Below are 17213 nucleotides of genomic sequence, written 5' to 3'. Positions count from 1 at the left end.
TAATTTATGCTTGAGAAAGTATTATTTTTCCTTCAATCACATCAAGTGTAATCAAATTATTAGGTAATAATCGACCACTTAAAATATGTTGAGCTAGAGGGTTTTCAAACTCTTGCTGGATAGCTCTTTTCAACGGTCTTGCTCCAAATAGCGGATCAAAGCCAGCTTTTGCAATATGGGTAAGAGCATTATCGCTCACTTCAATTTGATAGCCACGACTTGCCATTCGGTTAATTAAGCGTTGTAGCTGAATTTTTGCAATTGCTTTGATATTTTCTTGTCCCAATGAATGGAACACCACCGTTTCATCAATTCGGTTGATAAATTCAGGTCTAAAATGTTGCCCTACTACGCTCATTACCATTGTTCGCATATCTTCATAATTACCGTCAGTATTCCCCTGAATGAGGTCTGAGCCTAAATTAGAGGTCATAATTACCACTGTATTACGAAAATCAACGGTGCGACCTTGTCCATCTGTTAAGCGCCCATCATCAAGCACTTGTAATAAAATATTAAACACATCACTATGGGCTTTTTCCACTTCATCAAGCAAAATTACAGAGTAAGGACGACGACGTACCGCCTCCGTTAAATAGCCCCCTTCTTCATAGCCCACATAGCCCGGAGGTGCACCGACCAAACGAGAAACACTGTGTTTTTCCATAAATTCTGACATATCAATGCGAACCATTGCATTTTCATCATCAAATAAGAAATTCGCCAAGGTTTTACAAAGCTCTGTTTTCCCCACCCCTGTTGGTCCTAAAAATAAGAATGAACCAATCGGACGATTTGGATCGGATAATCCTGCTCGGCTACGGCGAATCGCATTTGCGACCGATTCCACCGCCTCATTTTGCCCAATCACACGTTTATGCAATTCCTGTTCCATTTTAAGTAGTTTTTCTTTCTCGCCTTCCATCATTTTCGCCACAGGAATACCCGTTGCACGAGAAAGCACTTCAGCAATTTCTTCTTCAGTGACTTTGGTACGTAATAAATGGTTTTCTGTACCTTGCTCCTCACGTTCTTCCGCTTCTTTGAGCTGTTTTTCTAAGGCTGGAATAACACCATATTGCAACTCTGACATTTTTTCATAGTTACTTTCACGCTTCGCTTGTTCCATCAAAATACGACTATTTTCTAACTCTGATTTTAAGTGCTGAGTACCTAGAAGAGCAGATTTTTCAGCTTTCCACACTTCCTCAAGCTCAGCATATTCACGTTCCTTAGCGGTCATTTCTTGCTCTAATTTTGCTAAACGCTGACGGCTTGCCTCATCGTCTTCTTTTTGTAACGCTTGCTGTTCCAATTTAAGCTGAATGATACGGCGATCCAAACGATCCAACGGTTCTGGTTTAGAATCAATTTCCATTCGCACGCTTGATGCTGCCTCATCAATTAAATCAATCGCTTTATCTGGTAACTGACGATCGGAAACATAACGATGTGACAGGGTTGCTGCCGCCACAATGGCTGGATCGGTAATTTTAACGTGATGGTGAATTTCATAACGTTCTTTTAAACCACGCAAAATCGCAATGGTGTCTTCAACCGTTGGCTCATCAATAAAGACTTTTTGAAAACGACGCTCCAATGCTGCATCTTTTTCAATGTATTGACGATATTCATCTAAGGTTGTCGCACCCAAACAGTGCAATTCACCACGAGCCAACGACGGTTTTAATAAATTCCCTGCGTCCATTGCACCGTCACTTTTACCAGCACCGACCATCGTATGAATTTCATCAATAAATAAAATTACTTGCCCTTCTTCTTTGGCAAGCTCTTTTAACACTGCTTTTAAACGTTCTTCAAATTCGCCACGATATTTCGCTCCTGCAATCAACGCCCCCATATCCAATGAAAGCACACGTTTATTACGTAGTCCTTCGGGAATTTCATTATTCACAATGCGTTGTGCTAAGCCTTCCACAATCGCTGTTTTACCCACACCTGGTTCACCAATTAATACAGGATTATTTTTAGTGCGGCGTTGCAATACTTGAATTGCTCGGCGGATTTCTTCATCTCGCCCAATTACAGGATCAAGTTTACCCTCTTTAGCTCGCTCGGTTAAATCAATGGTATATTTATCTAATGCTTGACGTGTTTCTTCTGCGTTTGGGTTATTCACTTTTTCGCCCCCTCTAATTTGTTGAATGGCATTCTGCACTTTCGCTTTATTTAAGCCTAACTGTTTCAATAACTGTCCCAACTCGCCACGATCTTCTAAGGTTGCCACAACAAATAATTCTGATGAAATATAACTATCGCCCATTTCTGTCGCCAGTTTTTCGCATAAAGTTAATAAACGAATAAATTGCTGGCTTGGTTGGGTATTTGCCCCTTGAACCTGTGGCAATTTGTTAATCAGTGTGTTTAATTGGTTTTGTAATGCCATCACATCAACTTGTAAGCTCGTAAATAACGGAGCAACACTGCCCTCTGATTGTTTTAATAACGTAATAAGTAAATGTGTTGGTTCAATATAATTATGATCTTTTCCTATCGCAAGTGATTGAGCTTCTCCAATCGCCTCTTGGAATTTACTGGTAAATTTTTCAATATTCATTTGTTTTCCCCTCTAAATAGTAAGGATTAAATTCTGAGTTTGAATAAACTTCAAACTATTACAGAACTATAAATGGGGTGTGTTTTGATAAATTTCAAGATGGAAAGAAAAAACTGATAAATAATAAGAAGTTGAAGCGGTAAGATGATTGAAGAAATTTGCAAATAATCAATGATTATGTTTAATTTAGAAAATAAGTTTAAAACTTAAAGTATTTGACGAAACTATAATCTATGTGCTCTAATTAAATACAGTTAATGATGTTATTACATTTGATTAACTATTCTGTTCTGATTAATTTTATTTTTTAATAGGAGAACATAATGAAGATACAAAAAATAACCTCTACTTTAGTTGTTGCAACAATGTTAGCAGGGTGTGCAACGATGACAGATACTCAAAAAGTTGTATTCGGTGCATTAGGTGGTGCTGTTGCAGGCGGTGTTATTGGACATCAAGTTGATCATAAAAATGGGCGCTATGTTGGTGCAGTTTTAGGTGCTTTAGCTGGTGGAGCGATCGCTCACTATATGACACAACAGCAGCAGGATTTAGAAAAAGTACTTGCTTCATCAGGTATTACGGTAACACGTGTTGATAAAGGAACGATTAAACTTAATTTACCAAATGATATTACTTTTGCTGTAGATAAATCAAGATTGAATTCTAATGTATACGGCTCTTTAACTTCTATTGCTAATATTGTGAATAAATACAATAAAACAGCCGTACATATTAATGGATTTACTGATAGTACGGGTAGTGCAAGTTATAATCAAGGCCTCTCAGAAAGACGAGCTAAATCAGTGGCTAATTATCTAGCTTCTCGTGGTGTAGTGGCAGGACGTCTTGTGACCAGAGGCTATGGTGAGAATTACCCTATTGCAAGTAATTCAACGGTACATGGAAAAGCACAAAATCGTCGAGCTGAAATTTATATTCGTGCGATTCAACAAGGTCAAGAGCATATAGCTTACGCACCAATTTATTAGGATTGATACGATAGTCGTCATTGTGAGGAGTATTTTTTCTCCTTACAATGACGAATATTTGCAAATTTTTAGAGTGATCTTGTCGCTATCAGATAAAAAATCGTACAAACTAACCTAACTGCCTCGCTCCTTCACTATCAACCTTACAAATATGTACAAAGCCTGAACTATTTTGAAGATAGTTTTCCTTGAGATAGTTGGATAATTTATTAGCACTTTCAAGATCTGAAGCAATGGCATAGATTGTAGGTCCCGAACCAGAAATTCCCATTGCTAAGGCTCCTAAATCGTTACACCCTTGACGATTTTTAGCAAAATGAGGAAGTAATTTTTCACGGTAGGGTTCAGCAATAACATCTTTCATCATCATTGCAGCAAGTTGTTCTTGCTGTGTATAACAGGCTTGTACAAAATTACCTAAACAACGAGATTGTGTAATAATATCTTGGCGAGAATAGTGTTGTGGTAAAATAGCGCGAGCCTTTGCGGTGGAGACTTTGATTCCAGAATAAGCGAGTACCCAATACCAATTTTCAAAAAATGGGAGAGGTTGGCAAATATTTCCTAATGCTTCAGTCATTAATTGTAAACCACCCAGATAACAAGGTGCAACATTATCGTAATGGATGCTACCTGAAATACGTCCTTCCAACTGTCCCATCATTTCTAATAGTTCCATTTTGTTAAGGGGTTCATTATGAAATTGGTTTAAGGCAACGAGTGCTGCAACAATCGAGCAGGCGCTCGAACCTAAGCCTGAGCCAATTGGCATATTTTTTTCTAAAAGAAGATGTAAGTTTTTGACTTTACCACCTGAGAGTTTTAAGCGTTCACTGAATAAAACGTAAGCTTGGTAAACAATATTTCTTTCTTTTTCTCGAGGCAGTTTATTCGCAAAATGTCCAATAGTTTGAAATTCAAACCTAGTATCACAATCATCGATTTCAACGACATCTCCTAGCAAAGAGCCATCAATTGGAGAGAGTGCAATACCGAGAGAATCAAAGCCTACACTGAGATTAGCACTGGTTGCTGGAGCATAAATTCTGAATCCCATTTTAATTTACTCCACCTCGTAAAGTACGTAAAATATCTGCAAAGATACCTGCCGCAGTTACACTGTTTCCAGCACCATAACCTCTTAATAATAAAGGGATTGGTGAATAATAGCGAGTATAAAATGCAAGGGCGTTTTCACCATTTTTGACTCGGTATAATGGATCTTCATTATCAACGGCTTTAATGGACACTTTACATTTTCCATTATCAATAGATCCAACATAACGTAAAACTTTATTGTTAGCGGTAGCTTGTTGTACTTTTTTTGCAAATTCTGCATCAAGTTGAGGAAGTTGTTCTAAAAATTCGGCAACAGTAGTTCCTTCCGCAAATTCTTTTGGTAGTACTTGTTCTACTTCAATATCATCAAGTTCAAGTGCTAAACCTGTTTCACGAGCTAAAATTAATAATTTACGAGCGACATCTTCACCAGATAAATCATCTCGAGGATCGGGTTCAGTAAAGCCTTTTTGTTTTGCCATTAATGTTGCTTCTGAAAGTGTAAATCCCTCTTCGAGTAAACCAAAAACAAAAGACAGTGAGCCAGATAGAATGCCTTCAAAACGTTCTACTTCATCGCCTGCTGCTAATAAATTTTGAAGATTTTCAATAACAGGTAGCCCTGCTCCTACATTAGTTTCATATAAAAATTTATGATGGCTTTGACGAGCATTTGTACGTAGCTCTTGATAATAAGCATAATCAGTAGTATTTGCTTTTTTATTTGGTGTTACTACGTGGAAGCCCTCTTTTAACGCATAAGCATAAAGGCTTGCTACGGATTGTGCTGTGGTACAATCTACAAAGACAGGATTGACAATATGGTGTAATTTGATGAAAGAGAGTAACAGCTCAAAATCTGATGGTTGTGTTGCATTTGCTAGTTGATCTTGCCAATTTTCTAAATCTAATCCATCTTTATTTAAAATGACTTTATTTGAATTTGCTAAGGCACAAACTCGAATTTCAATATCTTTTGTCATCAAATATTGACGTTGTGTTTTTATTTGTTCGATTAATTGACTTCCAACACCGCCTACGCCAACAAGGAAAATATTGATAACTTTTTTGTTACTAAATAAAATTTGGTGAGTGGCTTTAACTGCTTCGATAGCCTTGTTCATTGGGACGACCGCAGAAATAGAACGTTCCGATGATCCTTGAGCAATGGCTACAATACTGATATTCACTTGAGCCAATGCAGAGAAGAAATTTGCAGCTAAGCCTTTTGCTGCGTGCATTCCATCACCAACAACAGAGACGATAGATAACTCTGTAATGACATCAATAGGATCTAATAATCCTTTTGATAACTCTTGTTGAAACTCATTGTTTAGTGCTGAAAGTGCTTTTTCTGCTGATTTGATTGGCACACAGAAACTAATGCTATATTCTGATGAGGATTGAGTGATCAAAATAATGGATATCCCCTCATTAGACATTGTTGAAAAAACTCTAGCCGCCATTCCAACCATTCCTTGCATTCCTGATCCAGAAACGTTAAACATAGCCACATTATCAAAATTTGTAATACCTTTTACTTTTAAATTATCACTAATAACATTGTTGCTAATTAATGTTCCTTTGCCTTGTGGATTTGCTGTGTTTTTGATTAAGCAAGGAATACCTTGAGAAACTAAAGGGCCAATTGTTCTAGGATGAATGACTTTTGCACCAAAATAAGACAGTTCCATTGCTTCTTGATAACTCATTGACTCTAAACAAATAGCATCAGAAACAAGGCGAGGATCACAAGTGTAGATACCATCAACATCTGTCCAGATTTCACAACAATCAGCGTTTAAGCAAGCAGCTAAGCAAGCGGCTGAATAATCGGAGCCATTACGACCTAATAAAACCAGCTCACCTTTTTCATTTCCAGCAGTAAAACCAGCCATTAAGACAAGGTTTTGTTTTGGAATGGCTTTTGCATTTATTCTCTCCATTGATTCAGCAATATCAACAGAAGATTCTAAATAACTGCCTCGTGCTACTAATTTTTTGACAGGATCAATTTTAGTAACAGTATAATTTTTGGCTTCAAACCAGCCTTGCATCATTGCAATTGAGAGTTTTTCTCCACGACAGTGAATTGTCGCACTTAATTTATCAGTACAGCCTTTTTCTTTAATAATATTTGTGGCAACAACCTTAATTTGCTCTAATTCTTCTTTTACTAAATTTAATAAAGTATCACGAGCAACGTTATTGTTTGCTGTATATAATCCTTCAATAATAGAACAAAAAATAGTGTTTATTTCAGTTAAATGAGAGTCAAACGTCGTATTTTCTGTTGCTTTTTCAAGTATTGCTACTAAGTGGTTGGTTACTTTTGCTGGAGCAGACAATACAGCTGCAGCTTGATCTTCTAAGTGAGTTTTTTCAATAATATTTGCGGCTTGAATGAAACAATCTGAATTAGCTAAAGATGTTCCTCCAAATTTAAGCACTCGCATAGTTTTCTCCTAATAATTTTTATTGTGTTTGCAAAATGAGCTATAAAAAAACCCGCATATTTGCGGGTTATACTATTGTTATATTTTGACCATAACCACCCGCATTATGAAATCATAATGATTGTTGTGGTAATAATGGTGTTAACAAAAAGTTTCATATATAAATTTAGTAAAAAATAAACTTTCATAAGGATGAAACAAAGACATTATTTTGTCAATAGTTTTTATACAAAAATTTATTATGTTTTCCAAAATGCGGGAGTAAAGAGTACTAATAAAGAGAAAAACTCTAAACGACCAGCCACCATTGCAAAAATAAATACATATTTTGCACCATCTGGTGTGTTTGCAAACCCTAAACTCGTCATTCCAATACCTGGACCTGCATTAGTAATTGTTGCCCAAACGCCACCAATTGCATCAAATGCTTCCATTCCACACAGCATAGCAGCAAAAGAGCAGCCAAAAAAGAGCAGAATAAACACAATAAAAAACGCCCAAATACTTTCAATAATTCTAATAGGTAGTGCACTTTTTTCTAATTTTATTGAGTTAACCAAACTTGGATGAACCAATTGTTTTAATTCTCGTTTTACTTGTAACCATAACACGAAAACCCGAATCGCTTTTAAACCACCTGATGTTGAACCCGCACAACCACCGATTGATGCGGCAAAGAGTAATAAGATTCCTAAATAGGAGGGTAATTGGTTAAAATCAAAAATAGTAAATCCTGATGTCATTGACATAGACACTAATTGCAAAGAACCTAACTCAAAAGACTTTAATAGAGAGTATTCAGAAGACGTTAAATATAGCCCAACAGAAAAAAGGGTAATAAATACACATTGAGTGAAAGCAAAAAAACGAAACTCTGGGTCTTGAGTATAGACTTTGAGTACATTGCCTTTTTTCCAATTCATTGTTGCTAAAATATGTAATGAAAAATTACAGCCCGCAATGAGCATAAACACTGTAGCAATAATATGAATTGAGGTGCTTTTAAAGTATCCCATATTCGCATCGTGAGTTGAAAAACCACCGTTAGAAATAGTTGAAAAACTATGCCCAATAGCATCAAATAATGACATCCCCGCTATCCAATAAGAAATAGCGCAGGCGAGTGTGGTTAATGCGTATAAGATCCATAATAATTTTGCAATTTCTGTAATTCTAGGGAGAATTTTTTGATCTTTCAGTGGCCCTGATGATTCTGCTTTGTAGAGTTGTGTACCACCGACACCTAATAAAGGGATAACGGCAACTGCCAATACAATGATCCCCATTCCTCCAACAAATTGTGTAAATTGTCTATGGAATAAGAGGGCTTTGGGCAATTGATCTAACCCTGACATTACCGTTGCCCCTGTTGTGGTTAAAGCAGAAAAGGATTCAAAGAAAGCATCAGCAGCACTCATATTAATGCTTTTTGCCAGTAGTAAGGGTAGGGTTGCGATACCACCTAACACAAACCAGAACGCAACGACAATTAAAAATCCTTCTCGAGAACGTAATTCATCTTTACAGTGTCGACAACTCCACCAAGATAAGAACCCTAAAGTGACACTAATTAAAAAAGATTGAATAAATGTTGTCCCTTCACCATCTCCATAGATTAAAGCAACGATTGCAGGAACAAGCATAGTAAGTGAAAAACACATTACTAGAATGCCAATAATACGAATGATCGAACGTAAATGCACTTAAATCTTTCCTTTACAAAATGACGATTAATGGGAGCATTATAAATTATATAGATTTATTTTCTATAAAATAATGCGCATTGTGGGTGATAGCGGCAGGGCAAAATCATACTTGAATAAAAAATATACTTATTAGTAAAATAACTATTTATTTGAATTTGAAAATAAACTTTATTTATAAAATTTAAGCATAGAAAGACATTAATTAAACAGTTTTTGTTTGGCATTTAATCTTTTAAATAAGATAAATAATGAACATATTGTAAGTTTACAAGTATGATCTTGCCCTGTGATAGCGGTTAGATGTAAAGAAAAATTTGCAAATTTTTCCTTATTATCTGATAAAATGCAATATATGATTTATGGGCTAGTTTTTTATATAAATAACAAATCTTCGTTTATTATGTTTGAAATACCCATAAAAATTATATTTTATATTGAATTTATATGGACGAAAGTGTACAAATAAAATATAGTTACAGGATTTGAATAAATTCATCAATAAACTAAATGGAACAATTAATAATTATGTCTGAACAACAATCTTTACAAGAAAACAGTACTCAAACAGCAAAAACAACTATGACAGTTAAGGAAACCATTGCGTATTTAGCAGAAAAGTTTCCACTTTGTTTTTCTATTGAGGGAGCGATTAAACCACTTAAAATTGGTTTATTTCAAGATCTTGCTCAAGCATTAGAGAATGATGATAAAGTCAGTAAAACAATGCTTCGTCAAGCCATTCGAGGTTATACGATGGGCTGGCGTTATCTTAGTGCTTGTAAAGAAGGTGTGGAGCGTGTTGATTTGAATGGAGAGCCTGCTGGTGTGATTGATGCTTCACAAGCTGAACACGCAGCCCAAACTTTAGCGGAATCAAAAAAAATAGTTTCAGAGCGTCGAGCTCAACAACGTAAAACTGAACGTAAAGAATTTTTTAAGAAAAAAGCACAAGAGCAGAAAAAAGTTGTTAAAAGAAAATCTGTTAATGAGCATAAGAAAAGTGTAAAAACAGAAGAAAATCTTACCGCTATCGCTCACTCAGATATTACTAAGGGATTGGATGTAAAAGTGAAAGTAGGTAATACGGTTCAACAAGCAACGGTTCTAGGCGTTGAGAAGCAAGAAGTGCGTGTGCAACTCAATTCGGGTCTTACGTTAAATGTTGCACTAAATACAATTTTTATCTAAATACTACTATGAAATTAATTAAACTTATCGCCATTACTTTCTTTTATTTTTCATTACTTACAAGTAATTTAAGTATAGCAAGTGTGCCTAAAATTAAAGAAAGTGATATTGTTACTCCATTGCCAAATGAAAATCATATTATATCAACAAAACGAGTGACTGCTCGTTTAGTGAGATCTCATTATCGTAAATTTGAACTTGATAATGATTTTTCGGCGCATATTTTTGATCGTTATATTGATTGGTTAGATGGTAGTCATAAAATTTTTCTTCAATCTGATGTAGATGAGTTGCGTTCAAAATATGCGAAAGTGTTAGATGATGAGTTGTATTTCGGTAAACTTGATGCGGCGTATAAGATTTATGATCTCAGAGCTAAACGTCTTTACCAACGCTATTCTTATTTACTTTCTTTGGTGGATCACGAACCTGATTTGACTGTTGATGATTATATTGAAAAAGATCGAGAGAAAGCTGCGTTTCCAAAAACAACGCAAGAAGCAGAAAAGTTATGGAAACAGCGTTATAAATATGATGTGATTGCTCAATATTTAAAACATAAAACATGGGCTGAGACAAAGAAAAAGCTAACCAAACGTTATAATATTTCTATTCGCCGTTTAACTCAAACCAATGCCGATGATATTTTACAAATGTATCTCAACTCCTTTGCGAGAGAAATAGATCCTCATACAACTTACCTTTCACCTCGTAATGCAAAACGCTTTGAAGAGAGTATGAAACTATCTCTTGAGGGAATTGGTGCAACCTTGACGATGGAAGATGATTTAACCACAATCAAGTCTTTAGTAAAAGGTGCTCCAGCTGCACGCAGTAAGCAAATTCATGTTGATGATAAAATTGTTGGCGTAGGGCAAGCAACAGGTGAGATTGAAGATGTTGTAGGTTGGCGACTTGATGATATTGTGGATAAAATTAAGGGTAAAAAAGGAACTAAAGTTCGCTTAGAGATTGAGCCTGCAAAAGGTGGAAAGAATCATATAGTGACACTTATTCGTGATACCGTACGTTTAGAAGACAGTGCTGCAAAATTAACGATTAGTACTGTTAATGCTAAAAAAGTAGCCGTCATTGAGATTCCTAGTTTTTATCTTGGTTTAACAAAGGATGTGAAAAAACTTTTAAGTGAAATGAAACAACAAAATGTTGATGGATTGATCATTGATTTGCGAGATGATGGTGGTGGTTCATTAAAAGAGGTCATTCATTTAACGGGTTTATTCGTTAAACAGGGTCCTGTTGTACAAGTTAGAGATGCTTTTGATCGTACTAAAATTTATACTAATGCAAATTCGCAGGTGTTGTATGATGGCAAAATTATTGTGATGGTAAACCGTCATAGTGCATCTGCATCAGAAATTTTTGCTGCTGCGATGCAAGATTATAATCGAGCGATTGTTGTAGGGCAAACCACCTTTGGAAAAGGAACTGTGCAACAAGGGCGTTCGTTAAATAGTGCTTTTGATAAAAATAAAGAACCATTAGGTATGTTGCAATATACTATTCAAAAATTTTATCGAATTAATGGTGGCAGTACACAGATAAAAGGGGTAGATCCTGACATTCATTATCCTGAAATTATTAATGCGAAAGAGGTGGGTGAAAGATTTGAAGATAATGCTTTACCGTGGGATAAAATACCTCAAGCTGACTATTCGAGTGTTTCCAATGCTCGTGGTGTTGTCTCTAAGTTAAAAGCCAAACATCTTACTCGTATTGCAAAAAATCCTGAGTTTATTGCATTAGCGAAAGAGATTGAAATTGAGCGTCAAGAAGAGCAGGAAAAATGGCTATCTCTTAATTTGATTAAGCGTCAAACAAAACGTAATGCTGATGATGAGAGACGTTTAAAGAATCTTAATGCTCGTTTTAAACGTGAAGGTAAAAAACCTTTAAAAGATTTAGATGATCTAGCCAAAGACTATGAAGCTCCTGATTTTATTCTTAAAGAAACAGAAAAAATGATGGTAGATTGGATTAAATTAGCCTCAAAATAATATTTATTGAATTAGATAGCGGTCACTTTATATTAAAAATTTACAGTTTTTAATAATTCTTGACCGCTTTTACGAATGGACAACACGATGAAAAAATACTTTTTTACCCTCCTTTTTTTAGGTTTTTTTACCTTTTCAAATAGTTATGCAGTAGCTCTGCCCACACAAGCTGAGTTAAAAACTCAACTTACAAAAGCTAAAAAGAGTAAGTCTGATGATCCGAGTTCAGTTGAGTCGATTAAAAACTTAGAAAAGTCCCTTGAGTTACTCTCTGAAGTGGAACAGCAAACGGATAAAAATCAAAAATTACAACATTTATTAGCAAATATTGATACGAAAATTCAGCAAGGTCAAACAGAGTTAGCCCAGTTACAAAAATCATTGAATAATAAAAAAGCATTTGATGAAAATGCAACTATTGATGAATTACAGTCCCAGTTGGAAGAGAGAGCAGAAACACTTAAAAAATTACAAGAAGAGCTGAATGATGCAAACTCTCATTTAGTCAAACAGAATACACTTTCCGCAAATACGCAAACTATTCTAACTAAAAATAATGAACGAACTAAAGAGCTCAATACTTTGTTGTTAGACAATAGTCTTAGTAGCGTTTTATCTACTCAATATCATATAGAACTTGAGTTACTCAATTTGCAAAATAATTATAATAAAGAGTTACTAAAGAATAATGATCAGATTACCTTGTTCTATCAGACTCAGTATAATTTATTACAATTAAAAGAAAAACAATTACAAAATACAATTACAGAGATTCAAAGCAATATTAATCATAAACGATTACAACAATCTCAGGCGCAGTTTGAACAGGCTCAAGCTAAAAATCAACAGCTTAATTCTGAGCATAACAAAGTCATTCAGGCAGAACTTGATATTAATACTCAACTGAGTAAACAACTTTTGATGCAGACAAAAGAGACCAATACACTTTCGCAGAATGAGTTACGTTTACGTAATATGTTAGATAATTTAACTCAGACACAACGGACACTGAAAGAGCAAATTAGTGCTTTGGAAGGGACATTAGTTTTATCTCGAATTATTCAAAAACAAAAGCAAAAATTACCGATTAATAGTGGAGTAAAAGGGTTATTTGAAAAAATTTCAGATCTGCGAGTCAATATTTTTGATATTACACAAAAGCGGAATGAGCTTTATACTCCTTATCAATATATTGAAGAACTGCAACAGATCAATAAAACGTCATTTACGAGTGATGAAAATCAGCAATTAAATAAAATTTTAGCTGAGCGCCGTAAGGTATTATCTGATATTTTAACGGGACTGAATAATCAGTTAAATTTAGCGATTAATTTAGAATTAACACAAAAGCAAGTATCGGAAATCAGTCAACAAATTGAGAGTGAATTAGCACAGCAAAGCTTCTGGGTGAAAAGTAATTCTCCAATGAGTTTGAAATGGTTAAAATCATTGCCACAATCACTAACATACCAGCTCCAAGAGATTATTAAAAAGTTTAATTTAGCTAACAATGATGAGTATTTAACTTTGTTTATCAGTCTCTTGGCGGGACTTATTTTTGTCGCATTTATTATTCGCCATTTTAAGTTAAGAATCCAACGTCATTTGGAATTAATTAATGGAAAACTAAATTCTTTAAATTCAGACCGTCAATGGTATACCCCAATCGCATTTTTGTATAATGCCATTTTAGTTTTGCCAAAAATAATCGTCTTTTTGGTTATATTTCTACTTATAGGTTACTTTTTCTTTTACTCTCCTGATGAAGTTTGGCTATGGGCGTTTAGAATGGCGGGATACTTATGGCTATTCAGCTTTATTATTTCATTGTTTAAACAACGTGGAATGGCGAGTAAGCACTTTGATATATCAGAAAAAAGCTGTCAAATTTTCAAAAAATTTATTCAAAGAAGTACCATTATTATTGCGATTTTACTGAATATTTCTATTTTTACTAATGTCACAGAAAATGGTATTAGCGATGATGTTATCGGTCAGATAACGAGTATTTTGGCACTGATTTTTTGTATTCTTATTTTGGCGCCTAACTTCAAAAAAGCACTTAATGCTTATAGTCAAGATAATAAACTAGACAGTACGAAAAATGCTCTGTTCACTATTATTCGGTTTTTAATTCAATTAATACCTGTCGGATTAATTATTTTAATTGGGTTGGGTTATTATTTTACCTCCCTTAAATTAATCTCTTTGATTATTGACTCTTATATTATTATCATTTTATGGTTACTGATTCGCTATACCATTTATCGTGCAATTCAGGTCTCTTCACGTCGTTTAGCTTATCATCGTTTACAAGAAAAGCGTCGTAATCAAACAACGGAGCAAACAACCAGTGTGGCTGATGATATTGTGGTGATTTCTCAGCAGAGTGAAAGTATTAAAATAGGAATCCTAAAATCTCAAATTATTCATATTACTAATATCGTATTATGGGTGACCGTTTTTAGTTTACTTTATAATATATGGTCTGAATTTATTGTTTCAGCAAATTATTTACATAATATCTCACTGTGGCAAAGCTCGGTTGTGACAGATGCAGGAACAACAACAGAAACTATAACTTTATTTAACTTATTGATAGCATTGGTTATATTAGTTGTTACCTATATTTTAGTGCGCAATATTCGCAGTATTCTTGAGGTATTTATTTTCTCACGGATTACATTATCACAAGGTACGCCTTATACCATCACCACTTTACTTACTTACATTATTGTAGCGATTGGTTCTGCTTGGGCATTCTCTTCATTAGGAATGTCATGGGTAAAATTACAATGGTTATTTGCGGCACTGTCCGTAGGTTTAGGATTTGGTTTACAAGAGATTTTTGCAAACTTTATTTCAGGTATTATTATTTTATTTGAACGTCCAGTGCGAATTGGTGATGTAATTACTGTTGGTGAGTTTTCAGGTACAGTGTCTCGTATTCGTATTCGAGCCACAACTTTAATGGATTTTGATGGTAAAGAAGTGATTGTACCAAACAAAAACTTTGTAACAGAGCGTTTAACTAACTGGGCGCTATCTAGTACTACCACTCGTATTATTATTAGTGTTGGAGTCGCTTACGGTTCTGATTTAGAGTTGACTAGAAAATTATTACTACAAGCAGCAGAAGAAACGAAAACGGTATTGAAAGATCCTGCTCCTGTTGTGTACTTCCTTACTTTTGGTGCAAGTACACTTGATCATGAATTACGTGTTTATGTGGGAGAGTTAGGAGATAGAAATAGTACTACTGATGCTCTTAATCGTAAAATAGATCAACTTTTTGCAGAAAATGGCATTGAAATTGCATTCAACCAGCTTGATTTATTTATTAAAAATCCACAGCAAAGTACTGTTCAACCAGAAGATCTGGTTAAAGGGATGGTTACAGCACAAAATGGTTAATTTAATTAACTTATTAACAGGGAAAACTCACTGTCATTTGGTTTCCCTGCCTGATTCTCTTTCATCACATCACCTGTTACAAAAGCAGGTGATGACGGCTTATTTGGGTTTACAAAAACACGCTAAAAAAGCGGGTTTTAACTTACAACCAGCAAGTACTTTTCGAGATTTTGAACGCCAAAAGCTGATTTGGAATGCAAAATTTAATGGAACTCGTAAAGTACATAATGATAGTGGTGAAAAACTTGATTTATCTCAGATGAATGAATGGCAAAAATGTCAGGCTATTTTGCGATGGTCTGCTGTAGCAGGGGCAAGCCGTCATCATTGGGGAACAGAGATAGATGTGTTTGATCCTGATTTATTACCACCGAATCAACGACTACAACTTGAACCTTGGGAATATCAAGCGGGTGGATACTTTGCAGAATTTGCAAATTTTTTACAAGATCATACCGCTACATTTGATTTTTATTTACCTTTTTCTCCGTCACAAAAACAAATTGGCGTTGAACCTTGGCATATGAGTTATCGTCCATTAAGTGAACAATATCAACGGCAACTCACCCCTGAAATATTAAAATTAGCGTGGCAAGGTGAAGATATTGCAGGTAAAAATACCTTAATCCAAAATATAGAACTACTCTTTAAAGATTATATTTTATGAGTCATATTCAACTTATTTGTGAAACTGAAGATAAACAACAATTTCAAGATTTTTGCGACAAATGGCAGCTTATTCACGACATTTCGTCAATTTTAGCGTTAGTTAAAACAGACAAACAACTTGAACTACGTAAGCTAGATGAACCTAAATTAGGTGCAGTTAGTGTTGATTTTGTCACAGGAACATTAGCACATCGTCGAAAATTTGGCGGAGGGCGAGGAGAAGCGGTGGCCAAAGCTGTTGGTATTAAGAAAGGCGTTTTACCAACAGTAATAGATGCGACTGCAGGTCTTGGAAGAGATGCTTTTGTGTTAGCTTGCATTGGTTGTCAAGTACGTTTGGTGGAGCGTAATCCAATTGTATCTGCATTGCTTGAAGATGGTTTACAACGAGCTTATTGTGATCCTGAAATTGGCGAATTTATGCAACAAAAAATGCAACTTCTTACTATTCGTTCTATTGCTGAATTAAATCCTGAGACAGATGGAGCAGATGTTGTTTATCTTGATCCAATGTATCCGCATAAACCCAAAAAAGCATTAGTTAAAAAAGAAATGCGTGTTTTCCAACACCTTATAGGAGAAGACTTAGATACAGATTACTTTTTTGAGATAGCAAAAAAACTGGCTAAAAAACGTGTTGTAGTAAAACGACCTGATTATGCTCCTTTTATAGCGGATCAAAAGCCTGATTTTAGCCAAACAACCAAAAATCATCGTTTTGATATTTACTTAACTTATTGAGTCAGGGTGTTTTTTACAATCTGATTAATTTGTTGTAGACCGTTTAAACGAGTGCTAGTTAAATGTTTGGTGATTTTAAGATCATCGAAAAGATGTTGAATATCAAAGTGTAACAATTCATCAGCTGATTTCTCAGACAGCGCAATACTCACAATCATCAATAATCCTTGCATTAAACGAGCATCACTATAGGCTTTTATTTCTCTAGGTTCAATTTGAAAAGCAAACCAGAGACGACTTTCGCAACCGTAAATTTCAGGTATATTTGATCGTTCATCATCACTTAATTGAGGTAGTTTACGGCTAAGTTGAATTAATAAGCGGTATCTTTGTTCCCATATTTTGCAATTTTCAAACTGAGTATAAATTTCTGCTAATGTCATTGAGTATTC

At 35.0% G+C, this 17213-nt stretch carries 11 protein-coding genes; 6 read left to right on the top strand and 5 right to left on the bottom strand.

Annotated features, from left to right (window positions below):
• Window positions 1–4 precede the first annotated feature (4 nt).
• Window positions 5–2578, bottom strand: a complete 2574-nt coding sequence (gene clpB, locus A6B44_RS06975) for an ATP-dependent chaperone ClpB (RefSeq protein ID WP_090922796.1) — start codon at window positions 2576–2578, stop codon at window positions 5–7.
• Between the two features lie 323 nt (window positions 2579–2901).
• Here clpB and A6B44_RS06970 point away from each other — a divergent pair, with 323 nt between their 5' ends.
• The gene (locus A6B44_RS06970; RefSeq protein WP_090922798.1) at window positions 2902–3570 is read left to right on the top strand and encodes a YiaD family glycine zipper/OmpA-like lipoprotein; all 669 of its coding nucleotides are present in this window, start codon (window positions 2902–2904) and stop codon (window positions 3568–3570) included.
• A gap of 109 nt (window positions 3571–3679) precedes the next feature.
• On the opposite strand, the gene thrB is transcribed toward A6B44_RS06970, so the two are convergent.
• The 3 genes from thrB to A6B44_RS06955 all read right to left on the bottom strand — a co-directional run bounded on the left by thrB (window position 3680) and on the right by A6B44_RS06955 (window position 8788).
• A complete protein-coding gene (gene thrB, locus A6B44_RS06965; RefSeq protein ID WP_090922800.1) occupies window positions 3680–4627 on the bottom strand; it encodes a homoserine kinase in 948 nt (315 codons plus the stop codon).
• Between the two features lies 1 nt (window position 4628).
• Complete coding sequence (gene thrA / locus A6B44_RS06960; protein WP_090922802.1) at window positions 4629–7085, bottom strand: bifunctional aspartate kinase/homoserine dehydrogenase I; 2457 nt, start codon at window positions 7083–7085, stop codon at window positions 4629–4631.
• Window positions 7086–7324: 239 nt separating this feature from the next.
• Complete coding sequence (locus tag A6B44_RS06955; RefSeq protein WP_176673491.1) at window positions 7325–8788, bottom strand: TrkH family potassium uptake protein; 1464 nt, start codon at window positions 8786–8788, stop codon at window positions 7325–7327.
• 528 nt (window positions 8789–9316) lie between these two features.
• Between A6B44_RS06955 and proQ the strand changes: the two genes are divergently transcribed.
• The 5 genes from proQ to A6B44_RS06930 all read left to right on the top strand — a co-directional run bounded on the left by proQ (window position 9317) and on the right by A6B44_RS06930 (window position 16821).
• Window positions 9317–9979 (top strand): RNA chaperone ProQ, encoded by a 663-nt coding sequence (proQ, locus tag A6B44_RS06950; RefSeq protein WP_090922804.1) that lies wholly within the window; start codon window positions 9317–9319, stop codon window positions 9977–9979.
• A gap of 8 nt (window positions 9980–9987) precedes the next feature.
• Window positions 9988–11997, top strand: coding sequence for a carboxy terminal-processing peptidase (gene prc, locus A6B44_RS06945; RefSeq protein ID WP_090922806.1), 2010 nt, complete (start codon window positions 9988–9990; stop codon window positions 11995–11997).
• 87 nt (window positions 11998–12084) lie between these two features.
• Window positions 12085–15411, top strand: a complete 3327-nt coding sequence (mscK, locus tag A6B44_RS06940; protein WP_090922808.1) for a mechanosensitive channel MscK — start codon at window positions 12085–12087, stop codon at window positions 15409–15411.
• Window positions 15404–16078: a M15 family metallopeptidase gene (locus A6B44_RS06935; protein WP_090922810.1), complete on the top strand. Its 675-nt coding sequence runs from the start codon at window positions 15404–15406 to the stop codon at window positions 16076–16078. The genes mscK and A6B44_RS06935 overlap by 8 nt, the downstream gene beginning before the upstream one ends.
• A complete protein-coding gene (locus A6B44_RS06930; protein WP_090922812.1) occupies window positions 16075–16821 on the top strand; it encodes a class I SAM-dependent methyltransferase in 747 nt (248 codons plus the stop codon). Before A6B44_RS06935 ends, A6B44_RS06930 begins: the two co-directional genes overlap by 4 nt.
• Here the strand turns inward: A6B44_RS06930 and A6B44_RS06925 are convergent.
• Entirely contained in the window at window positions 16815–17204 is a 390-nt protein-coding gene (locus tag A6B44_RS06925; protein WP_090922814.1) for a SufE family protein, read from the bottom strand. The two genes, A6B44_RS06930 and A6B44_RS06925, sit on opposite strands and share 7 nt — an antisense overlap.
• Window positions 17205–17213: the final 9 nt, after the last annotated feature.

It is taken from the genome of Pasteurella skyensis (assembly GCF_013377295.1).
Lineage (GTDB): Bacteria > Pseudomonadota > Gammaproteobacteria > Enterobacterales > Pasteurellaceae > Phocoenobacter > Phocoenobacter skyensis.
The sequence above is the reverse complement of the archived record's forward strand: the minus strand, read 5'-3'. Positions and strand labels throughout refer to the sequence as shown.